The organism is Achromobacter sp. 1014246743 (assembly GCF_059760725.1).
The window spans coordinates 20,142-35,098 of sequence record NZ_JCBANA010000013.1; the positions used below are offsets into that span (position 1 = coordinate 20,142).

16 protein-coding genes are annotated in these 14,957 nt (G+C 66.4%); 12 read left to right on the forward strand and 4 right to left on the reverse strand.

From position 1 onward, the window contains the following. The first annotated feature begins 52 nt into the window (after nt 1–52). From AC6LJ2_RS07775 to AC6LJ2_RS07785, 3 genes are all read left to right on the forward strand, one after another. On the forward strand, nt 53–523 hold the full coding sequence (locus AC6LJ2_RS07775; protein ID WP_498151125.1) for a DUF2846 domain-containing protein: 471 nt from the start codon (nt 53–55) through the stop codon (nt 521–523). Between the two features lie 71 nt (nt 524–594). Beyond that, nucleotides 595–1,008, forward strand: a complete 414-nt coding sequence (locus AC6LJ2_RS07780; protein WP_498151126.1) for a hypothetical protein — start codon at nt 595–597, stop codon at nt 1,006–1,008. A 34-nt stretch (nt 1,009–1,042) separates the two neighbouring features. Continuing rightward, the gene (locus AC6LJ2_RS07785; protein WP_263912508.1) at nt 1,043–1,522 is read left to right on the forward strand and encodes a DUF2846 domain-containing protein; all 480 of its coding nucleotides are present in this window, start codon (nt 1,043–1,045) and stop codon (nt 1,520–1,522) included. A gap of 60 nt (nt 1,523–1,582) precedes the next feature. Here AC6LJ2_RS07785 and ppsR read toward each other — a convergent pair whose 3' ends face one another. Next, nucleotides 1,583–2,410, reverse strand: a complete 828-nt coding sequence (gene ppsR, locus AC6LJ2_RS07790; protein ID WP_263912509.1) for a posphoenolpyruvate synthetase regulatory kinase/phosphorylase PpsR — start codon at nt 2,408–2,410, stop codon at nt 1,583–1,585. A 193-nt stretch (nt 2,411–2,603) separates the two neighbouring features. On the opposite strand from ppsR, the gene ppsA reads away from it, so the two are divergent. After that, complete coding sequence (ppsA, locus tag AC6LJ2_RS07795) at nt 2,604–4,970, forward strand: phosphoenolpyruvate synthase (RefSeq protein ID WP_263912511.1); 2,367 nt, start codon at nt 2,604–2,606, stop codon at nt 4,968–4,970. Between the two features lie 377 nt (nt 4,971–5,347). Next, entirely contained in the window at nt 5,348–6,223 is an 876-nt protein-coding gene (locus AC6LJ2_RS07800; RefSeq protein ID WP_445658831.1) for a LysR family transcriptional regulator, read from the forward strand. Between the two features lie 88 nt (nt 6,224–6,311). Here the strand turns inward: AC6LJ2_RS07800 and AC6LJ2_RS07805 are convergent, their stop codons facing one another. Together AC6LJ2_RS07805 and AC6LJ2_RS07810 are read right to left on the reverse strand one after the other, a co-directional pair. Beyond that, entirely contained in the window at nt 6,312–7,154 is an 843-nt protein-coding gene (locus AC6LJ2_RS07805; protein ID WP_445658832.1) for a bifunctional transcriptional activator/DNA repair enzyme AdaA, read from the reverse strand. A 122-nt stretch (nt 7,155–7,276) separates the two neighbouring features. After that, nucleotides 7,277–8,014: a glutamine amidotransferase gene (locus AC6LJ2_RS07810; RefSeq protein WP_498151127.1), complete on the reverse strand. Its 738-nt coding sequence runs from the start codon at nt 8,012–8,014 to the stop codon at nt 7,277–7,279. A gap of 167 nt (nt 8,015–8,181) precedes the next feature. On the opposite strand from AC6LJ2_RS07810, the gene AC6LJ2_RS07815 reads away from it, so the two are divergent. From AC6LJ2_RS07815 to AC6LJ2_RS07825, 3 genes are all read left to right on the forward strand, one after another. Further along, nucleotides 8,182–8,622, forward strand: a complete 441-nt coding sequence (locus AC6LJ2_RS07815; RefSeq protein ID WP_445658833.1) for an NfeD family protein — start codon at nt 8,182–8,184, stop codon at nt 8,620–8,622. A gap of 180 nt (nt 8,623–8,802) precedes the next feature. Continuing rightward, nucleotides 8,803–9,729, forward strand: a complete 927-nt coding sequence (locus AC6LJ2_RS07820) for an SPFH domain-containing protein (protein WP_025138819.1) — start codon at nt 8,803–8,805, stop codon at nt 9,727–9,729. Nucleotides 9,730–9,755: 26 nt separating this feature from the next. Further along, nucleotides 9,756–10,946 (forward strand): GGDEF domain-containing protein, encoded by a 1,191-nt coding sequence (locus tag AC6LJ2_RS07825; protein WP_445658834.1) that lies wholly within the window; start codon nt 9,756–9,758, stop codon nt 10,944–10,946. 47 nt (nt 10,947–10,993) lie between these two features. Here the strand turns inward: AC6LJ2_RS07825 and smpB are convergent, their stop codons facing one another. Continuing rightward, nucleotides 10,994–11,509, reverse strand: a complete 516-nt coding sequence (smpB, locus tag AC6LJ2_RS07830; protein ID WP_498151128.1) for an SsrA-binding protein SmpB — start codon at nt 11,507–11,509, stop codon at nt 10,994–10,996. 98 nt (nt 11,510–11,607) lie between these two features. Between smpB and AC6LJ2_RS07835 the strand changes: the two genes are divergently transcribed. The 4 genes from AC6LJ2_RS07835 (at nt 11,608) to AC6LJ2_RS07850 (ending at nt 14,916) form a co-directional block, all read left to right on the forward strand. After that, nucleotides 11,608–12,042, forward strand: a complete 435-nt coding sequence (locus tag AC6LJ2_RS07835; RefSeq protein ID WP_006223413.1) for a type II toxin-antitoxin system RatA family toxin — start codon at nt 11,608–11,610, stop codon at nt 12,040–12,042. Further along, nucleotides 12,032–12,379, forward strand: coding sequence for an RnfH family protein (locus AC6LJ2_RS07840; RefSeq protein ID WP_263912524.1), 348 nt, complete (start codon nt 12,032–12,034; stop codon nt 12,377–12,379). The genes AC6LJ2_RS07835 and AC6LJ2_RS07840 overlap by 11 nt, the downstream gene beginning before the upstream one ends. A 210-nt stretch (nt 12,380–12,589) precedes the next feature. Then, nucleotides 12,590–13,744, forward strand: coding sequence for an acyl-CoA dehydrogenase family protein (locus AC6LJ2_RS07845; RefSeq protein ID WP_263912525.1), 1,155 nt, complete (start codon nt 12,590–12,592; stop codon nt 13,742–13,744). After that, the gene (locus AC6LJ2_RS07850) at nt 13,741–14,916 is read left to right on the forward strand and encodes an enoyl-CoA hydratase/isomerase family protein (protein WP_263912527.1); all 1,176 of its coding nucleotides are present in this window, start codon (nt 13,741–13,743) and stop codon (nt 14,914–14,916) included. The genes AC6LJ2_RS07845 and AC6LJ2_RS07850 overlap by 4 nt, the downstream gene beginning before the upstream one ends. Nucleotides 14,917–14,957 lie beyond the last annotated feature (41 nt).

Genomic DNA, 14,957 nt, shown 5'->3' on the forward strand with positions numbered 1-14,957 from the left:
GACGCGGCGCCGTTATCGACGGCATTGCGCCCGCCAACGAGGAGGAATGCGCATGAAGGGCTGGATCCGATTGACCCTGGCCGTGTCCGCGGCCACGCTGCTGCTGGCAGGTTGCGCGGGGCCGCGCTACGGCGAGATCGCCGCGCAGATTCCCGCCATCGAGGCCGGCAATGGCCGCATCTATATCTACCAGCCCGCCCAGGCAACCGGGAGCGGCAACGCCGCCGAGCCCGCGATCCTGGTCGACGGCCGCAAGATCGGTCGCTCCAAGCCGGGACGCTTCTTCTTCGTCGATCGTCCCGCCGGCACGCATACCGTGGCCACCGCTACCGACAAGAAGGCGGGCAGGGCGGCGCTGGACATACCCATGGACGCCGGCCAGACCCGCTATGTGCGCACGGAAGTCGTGGCGGGCACCCAGGTGCTGCGCCTGGAGGACGATGCCGACAAGGCTCGGCAGGACATGTCCGGTTTGCGCTATTGGGGCGCCGGTTGGCGCGATCGCGAAAAGCTGCGCTATTGATGCCGGGTTACATCGTTGCGCCAATAAATTGCTCCAATAAGTAAGCCCACATCCTTCGCATCGAGGTACCCATGCTGTCCTCTCCGGTCATGTATCGCCTGTCGTGTCGCGCGCTGGGAGTCGTCCTGTGCATGGTGGCGCTGGGCGGTTGCGGCGGGGGAAAGCCGCAGCGTGTCAGTTTGGTGCCGGTGGATGCTGTCGAGGGGCCTGGCGCCGTCCAACTGTCGCGCGATGTCGTCGCTTCGCTGCCCGACGGGGCGGCCGTAACGCTGGCGTCGGGGGTGCCGTGGAAGCGTATCGGCGCCATTGTGCAGGGCGATGTGTACCGTGCCTTAGGGGAGGCGTTCACGATCCCGTTGCCGCGGCAGGCCGAGGCCAATCTCGTGGCCTCTTCCGGCAAGCTGGTGGGGTTCTACCTGCCCGGCGACGGCACTTATATCGAATTGCCGCGCCCTGTGGCGCTGCCCATACCGCAGCGGCAATAACTGATCTACACCATGCAGCAGAGGAGAAAAAGCAATGAATCGCGGGATCAAGATGCTGGCCGCCGTCGCGGTCGCGGCGGGATTGTTGGCGGGTTGCGGTGGCGCCCGCTATCGGGATGTGGCGGCGAACATGCCCGTGATGGTGCCGGACACCGGCCGGATCTATTTCTACCAGCCCCCGGCGCCGATCAGTGTGGTTGCGAGCCAGCCTTACCTGCGCGTCAATGAGGTGAAGGTCGGGCGTTCCAAGCCGGGCAGCTTCTTCTTCGTGAATCGTCCGGCAGGGACCTACCGTGTGGATACCCTGCGCGACAACGAATCGCTGACGTTCGACCTGGCGCCGGGCCAGACGCGCTACGTGCGGTTGAGTGTCGAGGGCGTGGGGGGCAATTCTTCCAGCATGGGTGCGCAGGCCATGCGCCTGGAGGATTCCGAGACGGTGGCGCAGCAAGAAATGGCGCCACTGCGGTACTGGGGCGCCGACTCGCGCGAGCGCGTCAAGCTGCGTCGCTGATCGCAGCTGGCGGATCCGTCGGCCGGCCCAGGGCGCGCCAATGGCGCGCCCTGGGCATTTTCAGCCCCGGTCCAGGCCGACTTCCTGCAACACCGTGGTCGAGATTTCTTCGATCGACTTGGTGGTGGTGGACAGCCACGAAATGCCTTCGCGACGCATCATGCGTTCGGCTTCGGCGACTTCGTAGCGGCATTGCTCCAGCTGCGCGTAACGGCTGTTCGGGCGGCGTTCGTTGCGCACCTCGGACAGGCGCTCGGGCTGGATCGACAGGCCGAACAGCTTGGAGCGGTGCGGCGCGATGGTCGAGGGCAGGGTGCCCCGCTCGAAGTCATCGGGTGTCAGGGGGAAGTTGGCCGCCTTGATGGCGTACTGCATGGCCAGGTACAGGCTGGTGGGGGTCTTGCCGCAGCGCGAGACGCCCACCAGGATGACGTCGGCCTGGTCCAGCTGGTTCACGAACTGGCCGTCGTCGTGCGCCAGGCTGAAGTTGATGGCGTCGATGCGGTTGCGGTACTTTTCTGAATTGGCCTGCATGTGCGAGCGGCCGATGGAATGGCTGGATTTCAGCCCCAGCGCCTGCTCGATGTGGCTGACGAAGGTGCCGAACAGGTCCAGGAAAATTCCGTTCGCCTGACGAACACGGGCCAGGATGTCGGGGTTGACCAAGGTGCTGAACACGATGGGCGGCACCCCGGCTTCCAGGGCGCTGCGGTCGATGCGTGCGGCGACTTCGGCGGCTTTTTCCAGCGTGTCGACAAACGGCAGCCGCACGGGCTTGAAATTGACTTCCTCGAACTGGGAAAGCACTGACTGGCTGAAGGTTTCCGCAGTGATGCCGGTGCTGTCGGAAACGATGTATACCGTGCGTACGATCGGGGTAGATGTCATGTGTAAAAAATTCCAACCAGGCAGATGGCCGACTGTGCTCGTACGAGTACAATCAGGCCCCTATAAGTCACCCCAAGGGCGGTCCAAGGCCAGTTTGGTCAGCGCAGTCGGATCGGCGATTTCCGGGCAGTTGCCGGGCGCCGAATCTGCATTGACCAAACTCGCTTTCATTCCATTGTAAAAGGTGACTTCAATGTCGTATGTTGTTTTGTTCGAGCAGCTCCGCATGACGGACGTGGACTCGGTAGGAGGCAAGAACGCATCACTAGGCGAAATGATCAGCCAGCTGTCTGGCGCGGGTGTCCGCGTGCCGGGCGGCTTTGCCACGACCGCTGATGCTTTCCGCGACTTCCTCAAGGCCTCGGGCCTGGATAAGCGCATCGCCGAACGCCTGACCACGCTGAACCCTGAAGACGTCCGCGAACTGGCCAACGCCGGCTCGCAGATTCGTCAATGGATCATCGAGGCGCCGTTCTCGTCGGAATTCGAATCGCAGATCCGCGACGCCTTCGCCAAGCTCGACGCTGACGGCAAGGGCTCGTTCGCCGTGCGCTCGTCCGCTACCGCCGAAGACCTGCCCGACGCCTCGTTCGCCGGCCAGCAGGAAACCTTCCTGAACGTCGTCGGCATCGATGACGTGCTGGACAAGATCCGCCACGTGTTCGCCTCGCTCTACAACGACCGCGCCATTTCGTATCGCGTGCACAAGGGCTACGCCCACGCCGATGTGGCCCTGTCGGCCGGCATCCAGCGCATGGTGCGTTCCGACAAGGGCAGCGCCGGCGTGATGTTCACCATCGACACCGAATCGGGCTTCCAGGACGTGGTGTTCATCACCTCGTCGTACGGCCTGGGCGAAACCGTGGTGCAGGGCGCCGTCAACCCCGACGAGTTCTACGTCTTCAAGCCCACGCTGGCCCAAGGCCACTTCCCCATCGTCGGCCGCCGCATCGGTTCGAAGCTGATCAAGATGGAATTCGACCCCGAGCGTCCGGAAGGCCGTGCCGTGCGCACGGTGGACGTGCCCGTGTCCGAGCGCAACCGCTATTCGCTGACCGACGACGAGGTCAATGAATTGGCCCGCTACGCCGTCATCATCGAAAAGCACTACGGCCGCCCGATGGACATCGAGTGGGGCCGCGACGGCGTCGACGGCAAGATCTACATTCTGCAGGCGCGCCCCGAAACGGTGAAGTCGCAGCAGGGCGCCAACGACGTGCAGCAGCGCTACCGCCTGAAGGCCACCGGCCAGGTCCTGATCACCGGCCGCGCGATCGGCCAGAAGATCGGCGCGGGCCCGGTGCGCGTGGTCGGCGACATCTCCGACATGGACAAGGTGCAGCCCGGCGACGTGCTGGTCACCGACATGACCGACCCCAACTGGGAACCTGTCATGAAGCGCGCCTCGGCGATCGTGACCAACCGCGGCGGCCGTACCTGCCACGCGGCCATCATCGCGCGTGAACTCGGCATTCCGGCCGTGGTGGGTTGCGGCAACGCCACCGACCTGCTCAAGGAAGGCCAGGCCGTGACCGTGTCGTGCGCCGAAGGCGACGAAGGCCGCATCTATGACGGCCTGATCGAGACCGAAGTCGAGGAAGTGCGCCGCGGCGACATGCCCGCCATCGATCTGAAGATCATGATGAACGTGGGCAACCCCCAGCTGGCGTTCGACTTTGCCCAGATCCCCAACGGGGGGGTGGGCCTGGCTCGCCTGGAATTCATCATCAACAACAACATCGGCATCCACCCCAAGGCGGTGCTGGACTACCCGAACGTGGATGGCGAACTGAAGAAGGCCGTGGAATCGGCTGCTCGCGGCCATGCCAGCCCGCGCGCGTTCTTCGTCGAGAAGATGGCCGAAGGCGTGGCCACCATCGCGGCCGCGTTCTACCCGAAGCCGGTCATCGTGCGCATGTCGGACTTCAAGTCCAACGAGTACCGCAAGCTGGTGGGCGGTTCGCGCTACGAGCCCGAGGAAGAGAACCCCATGCTGGGCTTCCGCGGCGCGTCGCGCTACATCGCCGAAGACTTCGCCGAGTGCTTCCGCATGGAATGCGAAGCCCTCAAGAAGGTGCGCGATGACATGGGCCTGACCAACGTCGAGATCATGGTGCCCTTCGTGCGCACGCTGGGTCAGGCTGAGAAGGTCGTGAACCTGCTGGCCAAGCACGGCCTGGCGCGTGGCGAAAACGGCCTGAAGCTGATCATGATGTGCGAAGTGCCGTCCAACGCCATCCTGGCCGACGAGTTCCTGCAGTATTTCGACGGTTTCTCGATCGGCTCGAACGACATGACCCAGCTGACGCTGGGCCTGGACCGCGATTCCGGCATGGAACTGCTGGCCGCCGACTTCGACGAACGCGACGAGGCCGTGAAGTTCATGCTGCGCCGTGCGATCAAGGCTTGCCTGGCCGCCAACAAGTACGTGGGTATCTGCGGCCAAGGCCCCAGCGACCACCCGGACTTCGCGCAATGGCTCAAGGACGAGGGCATCCTGTCGATGTCGCTCAACCCCGACACCGTTGTCGATACGTGGCAGCGCCTGGCCAAGCAGTAATCGCCAGTCGATCTTCAAAACCCGCGCCGTTTTCGGCGCGGGTTTTTTTATGGCTGTTCGCGTCTGTTCCAGGAGGTGCGTTTACGGCGGTTCCAAGGATCGGGGAGGGTCGATCCGGGGGCCGGTTTCAGGCCCCGCTGGGCGGGACCCTGAAGCGTTCGATGATGCGTTTCTCGGCGCGTGCCAGCCTGGCGCGCGCAGCGCTTGCCCAGCGTCGCAGGCGCCCGGCGGGACGGTCTGGCGGCAAGTCCGTGGCGGTCTGTTCGGCCGGGGCGCGTTGGGGGGAAAGCGGGGTGTCGTTGTGCATGGCCGGATGTTCGGCGATGGGTTAGCATCCGTAAAGTTGACTTTATTGACCTGATTGGTCAGAAAAACTGATGCGTAATCTCAACCTGGACCAGATCCAGACCCTGGTGGCCATTGCGGACCTGGGCACGTTCGCCGCGGCTGCGCAGGCCTTGCACCTGGCCCCGCCCACCATCAGCCTGCACGTGAAAGAGCTGGAGGCGCGCATGCAGGTCGCGCTGGTCGCGCGCGGTCGCCGGCAGGCCGAATTGACGCCCGCGGGCCTGGCGCTGGTGCAGGCGGGGCGCAAGCTGCTGTCGGCCAGCGATGACCTGATCGACCTGGTGCGCCGCTGCGCGGCAGGCGGGGGCGGCGTGGTGAGGGTCGGCGTGTCCGCTGGCGTGGGGATGCGGCGGCTGCCGCTGATGCTCGATGCGCTGGGCCGCCGCAATCCCGGGGTGGAACTGAAGCTGGAAGCGGTGGGGTCTGCCGAGGCGATGCTGCGCTTGCAGGCCGATACGCTGGATATCGGCATCGTCGCCAGCCCCCAGCCGGCCGCGGCGCGGGTGACGCTGGCGCCCTGGCGCAGCGACCCCATGGTGGCGCTGATGCCGCCAGACTGGGATGCGCCGGAGACGGTCACGCCCGAGTGGCTCTCGACCCGGCGCTGGGCGTCCTTTGCGCCGGGCACGCAGATGCACGGCTTGATCGCATCATGGTTTGGCCAGGCCGGCTTGAATCCGCGGCCCTACCTGGCGCTGAGCTACCCCGAGGCCTTGAAGCGGCTGGCCGCGGCGAACCAGAGCGTGGCGATCCTGCCGCTGGAAGAGGTGGGCGACGAGCCGGATCGGGTTCGCCCGCTGTCGCCGCCGCTCATGCGGCCGATGGCGCTGGCGTATCGCAATGCACCGGCCCCCGGTGATGCGGTGGGCGCGGTGCTGGATGTGCTGGCGGCGTTTGCGGCGTAGGGGCCAGGCACTGAGCTGGCAGGAATCAAGCAAGGGCCTGGCCTGTCCGGGACCTGGCTGCCGGGAAGCCGGCCGCCAGCAACCCGCCCTAGGCCGCCAGCGCTTCGCGTTCGATCAGTTCGCGCTTGCGCTCGATGCCCCAGCGGTAGCCCGCCAGTGAGCCGTCGGTGCGCACGACACGGTGGCAGGGGATGGCCAGCGCGATGTTGTTGGTGGCGCAGGCGCGGGCGACGGCACGCACGGCGCGGGGCGCACCGATGCGCTCGGCGATGTCCGTGTAGGTGGCGGTGGCGCCCACGGGGATGTCGCGCAGGGCTTCCCAGACGCGGCGCTGGAAGGCAGTGCCACGCACGTCCAGCGGCAGGTGCAGGCCGACGGACGGGTTTTCGACAAAGCCGACCACTGCCGCCATCCATTGTTCGAATTCGCGGTCGGCGCCGATCAACCGGGCGGCCTTGAAACGGTCCTGCAGGTTGCGCACCAGTTGTTCGGGGTCGTCGTGCAGGGCAATTTCGCAGATGCCGGTGTCGCTGGCGGCCACCAGCAGCGCGCCCAGCGAGCACTGGCCGACCGCGAAGCGGATCTCGACGCCGGCGCCGTCGTTGCGAAAGGCCGTGGGGGTCATGCCCAGGATGGCGGGCGCGGCCTCGTAGAAGCGGCCGCTGGAATTGAAACCGGCGCCGTACATGGCGTCGGTGACGCTGGCGCCTTGCCGCAATTGCTGGCGCGCGCGGTCGGCGCGCAGCGCGTTGGCGTAGGCCTTGGGGGTGATGCCCGTGGCCGCCTTGAAGATGCGATGGAAATGGAAGCGGCTCATGCCGGCCTGTTCGGCCAGCGTGTTCAGGTCGGGCGGCTGCTCGGCTTCGAGCGCGCGGCAGGCGCGTTCGACGGCGGCGGCGTGCTGTTTGCTCAAGGGGGCGGCTTGGGTCATGAGGGGGCTCCTGGGCGCGGGAATTGACGCGCTTTTGGGTATGTTCTCAAAGGCCGCCCCGTGCCGCACTCCGGTTGTTGCGGGCCGGACGGCGGCATTGCGCGCTGCCCGGCACCGGGGCCTCAGGCGGGTGCGTAGGCGTCCAGGAAACGGCGCACCAGTTCGCCGGACACGGGCGTGGCCCGCACGTTGGCGGACAGGCCCGGCACGTCGAGGTTTTCGGCGGCATAGCGGCGGCCGAAGCGTTCGAGGTGGGCGCGCACGAAGTCGGGGCCGAATTCGGGATGGAACTGGGTCGAGAAGATATTGCGGCCGATTCGGATCATCTGGTGTTCGTCCAGATCGGAGCGGGCCAGCACGGCAGAGCCGGGCGGCGGCTGCAGCACGGTCTGGGCATGCAGCATCTGGGCGGGGAACGTGGGGGGCAGGCCGGCCAGCAGCTTGTCGCCGGCGGCGGCGGGCAGCAGTTCGACGGTCTGGGTGCCGACTTCGCGGCCGGCGGGGTTGTAGCCGACCTTGCCGCCCAACGCGTGCGCCAGCAACTGGTGGCCGTAGCAGATGCCGAACATGGGCAGGCCGGCCGCAGCGGCTTCGCGCAGCCAGGCAGCGGTGTCTTCGCTCCAGGGTTCCAGGTCGGTGACCATGGCGGGCGAACCGGTGATGAGGGCGGCGCGGTATCGACCGGGGGCGCCAGGGCGTTCGCCATTGTGGACGGCGACGATGTCGAGCGCGTCGGGGGCCAGGCCGGAGGCTCGGGCGAGTTGTTCGGCATAGCCGCCGAACTGGCTTTTGAGCGTGTCGTCCGGGTCGCCCGTGTGCAGGATGAGGACGGGGCGGACTGAGGGTATTGCAGCGGTCATGGAGGCTTATGCGTTGAAGATGCCGGGCGCCGGATCGGGCCGGATGGCGAACGCCAGCACACATCATAATCCAGGCAATTGTCCGCAATGGGGCCGGATGCCCCCCGTTGCGTCCTGGAAATCCGTACAATCCGCTGAACGACTCATCCTTTCAGGCGAATTCAACTATGTGGATATGGCTGGGACTGGCCGCGCTGGCCCTCATCGGGGAACTGGCGACGGGAACGTTCTACTTGCTGCTGGTGGCGCTGGGACTGGCCGCCGGCGGCGTCGCGGCGTGGCTGCTGGCGGGCCTGGAATGGCAACTGGTGGCTTGCGGCGTGGTGCTGCTGCTGGGCCTCTTGCTGCTGCGCAAGACGCGTGTGCTGAAAAAGCGCGAGGTCAATGCCGCCCGCAACGCGGACGTCAACCTGGACATCGGCCAGACCGTCAAGGTCGAAGCCTGGGCCGCCGACGGCTCGGCGCGAGTCTGGTACCGCGGCGCGCACTGGCAGGCGCAACTGGCCGAGGGGCAACCGGCCCACGCCGGCGAACACACCATTACCGAAATGCGCGGCACATGCCTGGTCCTGACGCCCAAGGGCGACCTGGCCGGCGCCGCGCGCTGACAAGGAACCCTCAAGAAGGCATTCCCCTCAAAGGAGGCCCCTCGCGGCAAGTACACCTTGCGGCGCGGGCGGCCTCCATGCAAGACCCAGGCCCGCCCCAGGCGGAGCCGGCAGCAGCAGGCGCCCTGGCTATCGCGGGCAGGAGCGCCACCGCATTCACCCCAGAAGAGGCTCTACATCATGATCGATACTTCCACTATCGTCCTGCTCGTCATCGTCGCGCTGGCGATCCTGATCGTCATCAGGGCGATCGCCATCGTTCCCCAGCAGCATGCCTGGGTGGTCGAACGACTGGGCAAGTTCGACCGCGTGCTGTCGCCGGGCGCCGGCTTCGTGATTCCGTTCATCGAACGCGTGTCCTACAAGCATTCGCTCAAGGAAATCCCGCTGGACGTGCCGAGCCAGGTCTGCATCACGCGCGACAACACCCAGCTGCAGGTGGACGGCGTGCTGTACTTCCAGGTGACCGACCCGATGCGCGCCTCGTACGGCTCGTCGAACTACATCTCGGCCATCACGCAGCTGGCGCAGACCACGCTGCGCTCGGTCATCGGCAAGATGGAACTGGACCGCACCTTCGAAGAGCGCGATTCCATCAACAGCAACATCGTCTCATCGCTGGACGAGGCCGCGCTGAACTGGGGCGTGAAGGTGCTGCGTTATGAAATCAAGGACTTGACCCCGCCCAATGAGATCCTGCGTTCGATGCAGGCGCAGATCACCGCCGAGCGTGAAAAGCGCGCGCTGATCGCGGCGTCCGAAGGCCGTCGCCAAGAGCAGATCAACATCGCCACCGGCGAACGCGAAGCCGCCATTGCCCGCTCGGAAGGCGAGAAGCAGGCCCAGATCAACCAGGCCCAGGGCGAAGCGGCCGCCGTGCTCGCGATTGCGGAAGCCACCGCCAAGGCCATCACGCAGGTCGCCGACGCGGTGCGCCAGCCGGGCGGCATGGAAGCGGTGAACCTGAAGGTGGCCGAGCGCTACGTCGAAGCCTTCGGCAACGTGGCCAAGGAAGGCAATACGCTGATCCTGCCGGCCAACCTGGCGGATGTCGGCGGCATGATCGCGTCCGCCATGACCATCGTGAAATCCACCCGCAACACCTGACCCGCGCGCCGTCTGGCGCACCGCCCATGATCGCTCCCGTTCATTTGCTGTCGATAGCAGTACTGGCGGGGGTGTTGTCGCTTTGCGTGCTGGGGTCCCTGGCGCGCAGCGGCATGGCGGGGATACCCGAGACCATACGCGCCAACCTGCTTACGCTGTTGGCGTTTTTTTTATTCGGCCTGCAGGTCACCGAGGCGCCGCGCTGGCTGTCGATCCTGCTGCCCAACGCCCTGATTGCGGCGGCGCTGTGCGCCTATTACACCGGCATCCGCCGCCTGATGGGGCAACGGGTGCCGCGTCATCTGATGGGGGTGGCCTGCACGGTCGCCTGGCTGGTGGTGGCTGGCTACACCTATATCGACAGCCAGGTGGCGCCGCGCATCGTGGCGATGTCGACGCTGCAGATGGGCTTCATGTTCGGCGTGGCCGTGGGCGTGCGCCGCGGCATGCCGGCGAACCGCTCGCGCTACAGCTATTACTTCGTGTGGTCGGTGGCGATGATCTCGGGCCTGACCTGCGGGCTGCGGTCGCTGGTCTTCGCTTCCGGCGTGGCGCCGGCGCAGTCGCTGCTGGAACCCACCGCCTGGAACATCCTGTTCATGACGCTGGGCGTGCTGGCGATGCCGTGCCTGACGCTGGGCACCATCATGATCATCCACGACCGCATGCTGGCTGACCGCGAACAGGAGGCCAGCACCGATTTCCTGACCGGGCTGATGTCGCGCAAGGCCTGGTGGCTGCAGGCCGAACGGTATTGCGCCCAGGCGCTGCGCACGCGCCGGCCGCTGGCGCTGATGGTGCTGGATATCGATCATTTCAAGCGCATCAACGACACCCATGGCCATGCGGCGGGCGACGCGGTGCTGCGCCATTTCGGCCTGCTGGCCACGGCCACGCTGCGCACGGGCGACCACGTGGGCCGGGTAGGGGGCGAGGAGTTCAGCGTGCTGTTTGCCGACATGCGCAGCGACGCGGTGATGGACGTGGCGGACCGGCTGCTGGATTCCGTGCGGCGCACCCCCTGTGCGCACGGCGGCAGCACGATCGCGTATACGTTCAGCGCGGGGGTGGTGGACTGGCTGCCCGGTGAAAACCTGCAAGCCTGTTTCGAACGCGCTGACCGCATGCTGTATGCGGCCAAGCAGGCCGGGCGCAACCGCGTGGTGGGGCCGGGCGGTGCGGCGGCGGAGCTACCCGCGCTGCCGGTGGCGGCCTAGGGGTCGATCCCGGCTGGTGCGAGCCGCAGGGCAGTGTGAGCCGGCCCTCAGTCGGCCTTGCGAGGCGCACGGGTGTCGTGCTTCATGATGCGTTCTTTCTCGCGCTGCCAGTCTTTTTCGCGCGCCGTGTCGCGCTTGTCGAACAGCTTCTTGCCGCGGCCCAGCGCGAAGTCCAGCTTGATGCGGCCGTTCTTGTAGTGCAGGTTAAGCGGCACCAGGGTGTAGCCGCGTTGTTCGACCTTGCCGATCAGCTTGCTGATTTCCTCGGCCTTGAGCAGCAGCTTGCGCGTGCGCATGGCGTCGGGGTGGATGTGGGTGGACGCCGTGGGCAGGGGGCTGACGTGCATGCCCAGCAGGTAAAGTTCGCCGTCGCGCACGATGACGTAGCTTTCCTTGAGCTGCACGCGGCCGTCGCGGATCGCCTTGACTTCCCAGCCTTGCAGGACCAGGCCGGCCTCATAGCGGTCTTCGATGAAATAGTCGTGCGAGGCCTTGCGGTTATCGATAATGCTCATCTTGTTTTGCCCATCTTTCTTCTTGGCCCATCTTGTCGGGGCGGCCAACGTTGCCGTCGACGCGGCGATCGTCGGGATACCGCCATTTTGGCCTGGAGGGCGCGGTGCCGGTAAAATCCTGTCATTCTAGCCATTTGCGATAGTCGATGCACAAAGTACAGCGATCCGTCCTGGTGCCTTACAGCGCCGCCCAGATGTTCGACCTGGTGGCCGACGTGGAAAAGTACCCCGAGTTCATGCCGTGGTGTGGCGGCGCCGAGGTGCAGACCCGCGACGAGCACGGCATGCAGGCCTCCATCCTGATCAGTTTCGCGGGGATGAAGCAGCGCTTCACCACGCGCAACACGCACGTCTATCCGGATCGTATCGACCTTGAACTGGTCGACGGCCCGTTTTCCAGCCTGGTGGGGCACTGGGAATTCCAGCCCCTGGCCGAAGACGCGTGCAAGGTCCTGTTCACCATGGAATACGCGTTCTCGAACCGCGCGCTGGAAATGGTGGTGGGTCCGGTGTTCAACCGCATCGCCACCAGCTTCATCGATTCCTTCACCAAGCGGGCGCAGGCCAAGTATGGCGAATGAGGCGTCCGCGGACGGCCTGATCGGCGTCAGCGTCTGTTATGCCCTGGCGGCCCAGGTGTGGCTGCGCGAGTTGCGCCTGCCGGCCGGGTCCACGGTTGCCGATGCCCTGGCAGCCAGCGGCTTCGCCCAGGCGTTTCCGGTGGTGCAACCCTGGGAGCGTGGCGTGGGCGTGTTTGGCCGCGTGGCCGAGCCGCAGACGCTGCTGGCCGATGGCGACCGGGTCGAGATCTACCGCGGCCTGTCCTTCGATCCGAAGGAATCGCGGCGCCGCCGGGCCGAGCACCGGCGTGCCAAGACCGCCCGCAACGGGCGGGTGCGCCCGGCCGGGTTGCTGTAGTCAGCACGTGCGGGCCGCGGCTGGGCGCGCTTGCCCGGCGCGCGGCCGCCACATTGTCATCAATAGGACAAATTCCGTCGGCGCTTCCGGCGTAACATTGACGTCACCGCACTTACGTTTACGTCAACGTCATGTCAAAATCGGCAGGCTGGCGTTCACGAGACGGCAGCAACGCCAACAGACAATACCCATAACACCAGGAGACAGGCTGTGGACTTGGAACTGACCGACGAACAGCGCGCGTTCGCGCAGGCCGCGCGCGACTACGCGCAAGGTGAACTGGCGCCCCACGCGGCGCGCTGGGACGCCGAAGGCATCTTCCCCAAAGACGCGTTTGCGCGGGCCGGCGAGATGGGCTTTTGCGCCATCTACGCCAGCGAGGATATCGGCGGCCTGGGCCTGCCGCGCCTGGACGCCACGCTGGTGTTCGAGGAAATGGCGGCGGTGGACCCGTCGACCACGGCTTTCCTGACGATCCACAACATGGCCACCTGGATGGTGGGCAAGTGGGGCCAGCCGGCCCTGCGCGAGGCCTGGGGCCCGCTCTTGGCCAGCGGCCAGAAGCTGGCCTCGTACTGCCTGACCGAGCCGGGCGCCGGGTCCGATGCCGCGTCGCTGTCCACCCGTGCGCAGCGCCAGGGTGACCACTACGTGCTCAACGGCGCCAAGGCCTTCATTTCGGGCGGCGGCGATACCGACCTGCTGGTGGTCATGGCCCGCAGCGGCGGCGAGGGCGCCGGCGGCATCAGCGCCTTTGCGGTGCCCGCCGACAGCGCAGGCATCAGCTACGGCCGCAAGGAAGAAAAAATGGGCTGGAACAGCCAGTCCACCCGGCCCATCGTGTTCGAGAACGTGCGCGTGCCGGCCGCCAATCTGCTGGGCGAAGAGGGCGAAGGCTTCAAGATCGCCATGAAGGGGCTGGACGGCGGCCGCATCAACATCGGCACCTGCTCGGTGGGCGCGGCGCAGGGGGCGCTGGACGCGGCCCGGCGCTACATGGACGAACGGCGCCAGTTCAACCGCCGCCTGGCCGAATTCCAGGCATTGCAGTTCAAACTGGCCGACATGGCCACCCACCTGGTCGCGGCGCGCCAGATGGTGCGCCTGGCGGCCTGCAAGCTGGATTCGGGTGCGCCCGACGCGGCCACCTACTGCGCGATGGCCAAGCGCTTTGCCACCGACATGGGTTTCCAGATCTGCCTGGATGCGCAACAGATCCACGGCGGCTACGGCTACCTGCGGGACTATCCCTTGGAGCGTCTGGTGCGCGATACTCGCGTACATCAGATTCTGGAAGGGACCAACGAGATCATGCGTGTGATCATCGCCCGCCAATTGTTGGAAAAAGGAGCCGACATAAGATGACTGCACCGGTGCTGTTCGAAGAAAGAACCGCCGCCAACGGGATGCGCTTCGGGATTGCGACGCTGAATTCGCCGCAGACCCTGAACGGCCTGTCGCTGGACATGGTGGACCTGCTGGCCGAGCGCCTGGATGCCTGGGCGCGCGACCCGGGCCTGGCGCTGGTGGTGCTGCAAGGCGCGGGCGACAAGGCCTTCTGCGCCGGCGGCGACCTGCACGGCCTGTACCGCAGCATGACCGAGAACGCGGGCAAGGGCCCCTGGGGCAACGCCTACGCGCGCCGCTTCTTCGAGCACGAATACCGGCTCGACTACCGCATCCACAGCTATCCGAAGCCGGTGCTGTGCTGGGGCCATGGCATCGTCATGGGCGGCGGCATCGGCCTGATGATGGGCGCCAGCCATCGCGTGGTCAGCGAATCGTCGCGCCTGGCGATGCCGGAAGTGTCCATCGGCCTGTTCCCCGACGTGGGCGGCAGCTGGCTCTTGAATCGCATGCCTGGCCGTATCGGGGTGTTCCTGGCCCTGACGGGGGCGCAGATGAACACCGCCGACGCGTTCTTCGCGGGGTTGGCGGATTTCCGCCTGAACCACGAAGACTGGCCCAAGCTGCTGGCATCGCTGCAAGAGCAGCCCTGGGCCGGGCAGGCCACGGGCGGCGCCGAAGACGCGATTCCGCCGCGCTCGATCAACGATGGCCTGCTGCGCCGCGCGCTGACCGCGCTGGAACCGCAGACCCCGCTGGAAGGCGGCCATCTGCGCCAGCATTCGTTCCAGATCAACAGCATGTGCAGCGGCAACCGCCTGGACGAGATCGTCGAAGAACTGGCCACCCTGAAAGACCATGCCGACCCGTGGCTGGCGCGTGCCGCGACCACCATGCTGGCCGGTTCGCCGGGGTCGCTGCGCTTGTCGTTTGCGCTGCAGCAACGCATGCGGCTGCGGTCGCTGGATGACGTGTTCCGCACCGAATACGTGGCGGCGCTGCACTGCGCGACCCACGGCGATTTCGCCGAAGGCATCCGCGCGTTGCTGATCGACAAGGACAAGAAGCCACGCTGGAACCCGGCGACGCTGGACATGGCCAGCGAGGCCTGGGTGCAGAAGTTCTTCGAGGAACCCTGGCCCGACGGCCAGCCGCATCCGCTGGACGACCTGGGCAAGGAAGGCCGCTGACATCCGCCCGCCGTGCACGCGCGGCGGGCCCGCATTACGCA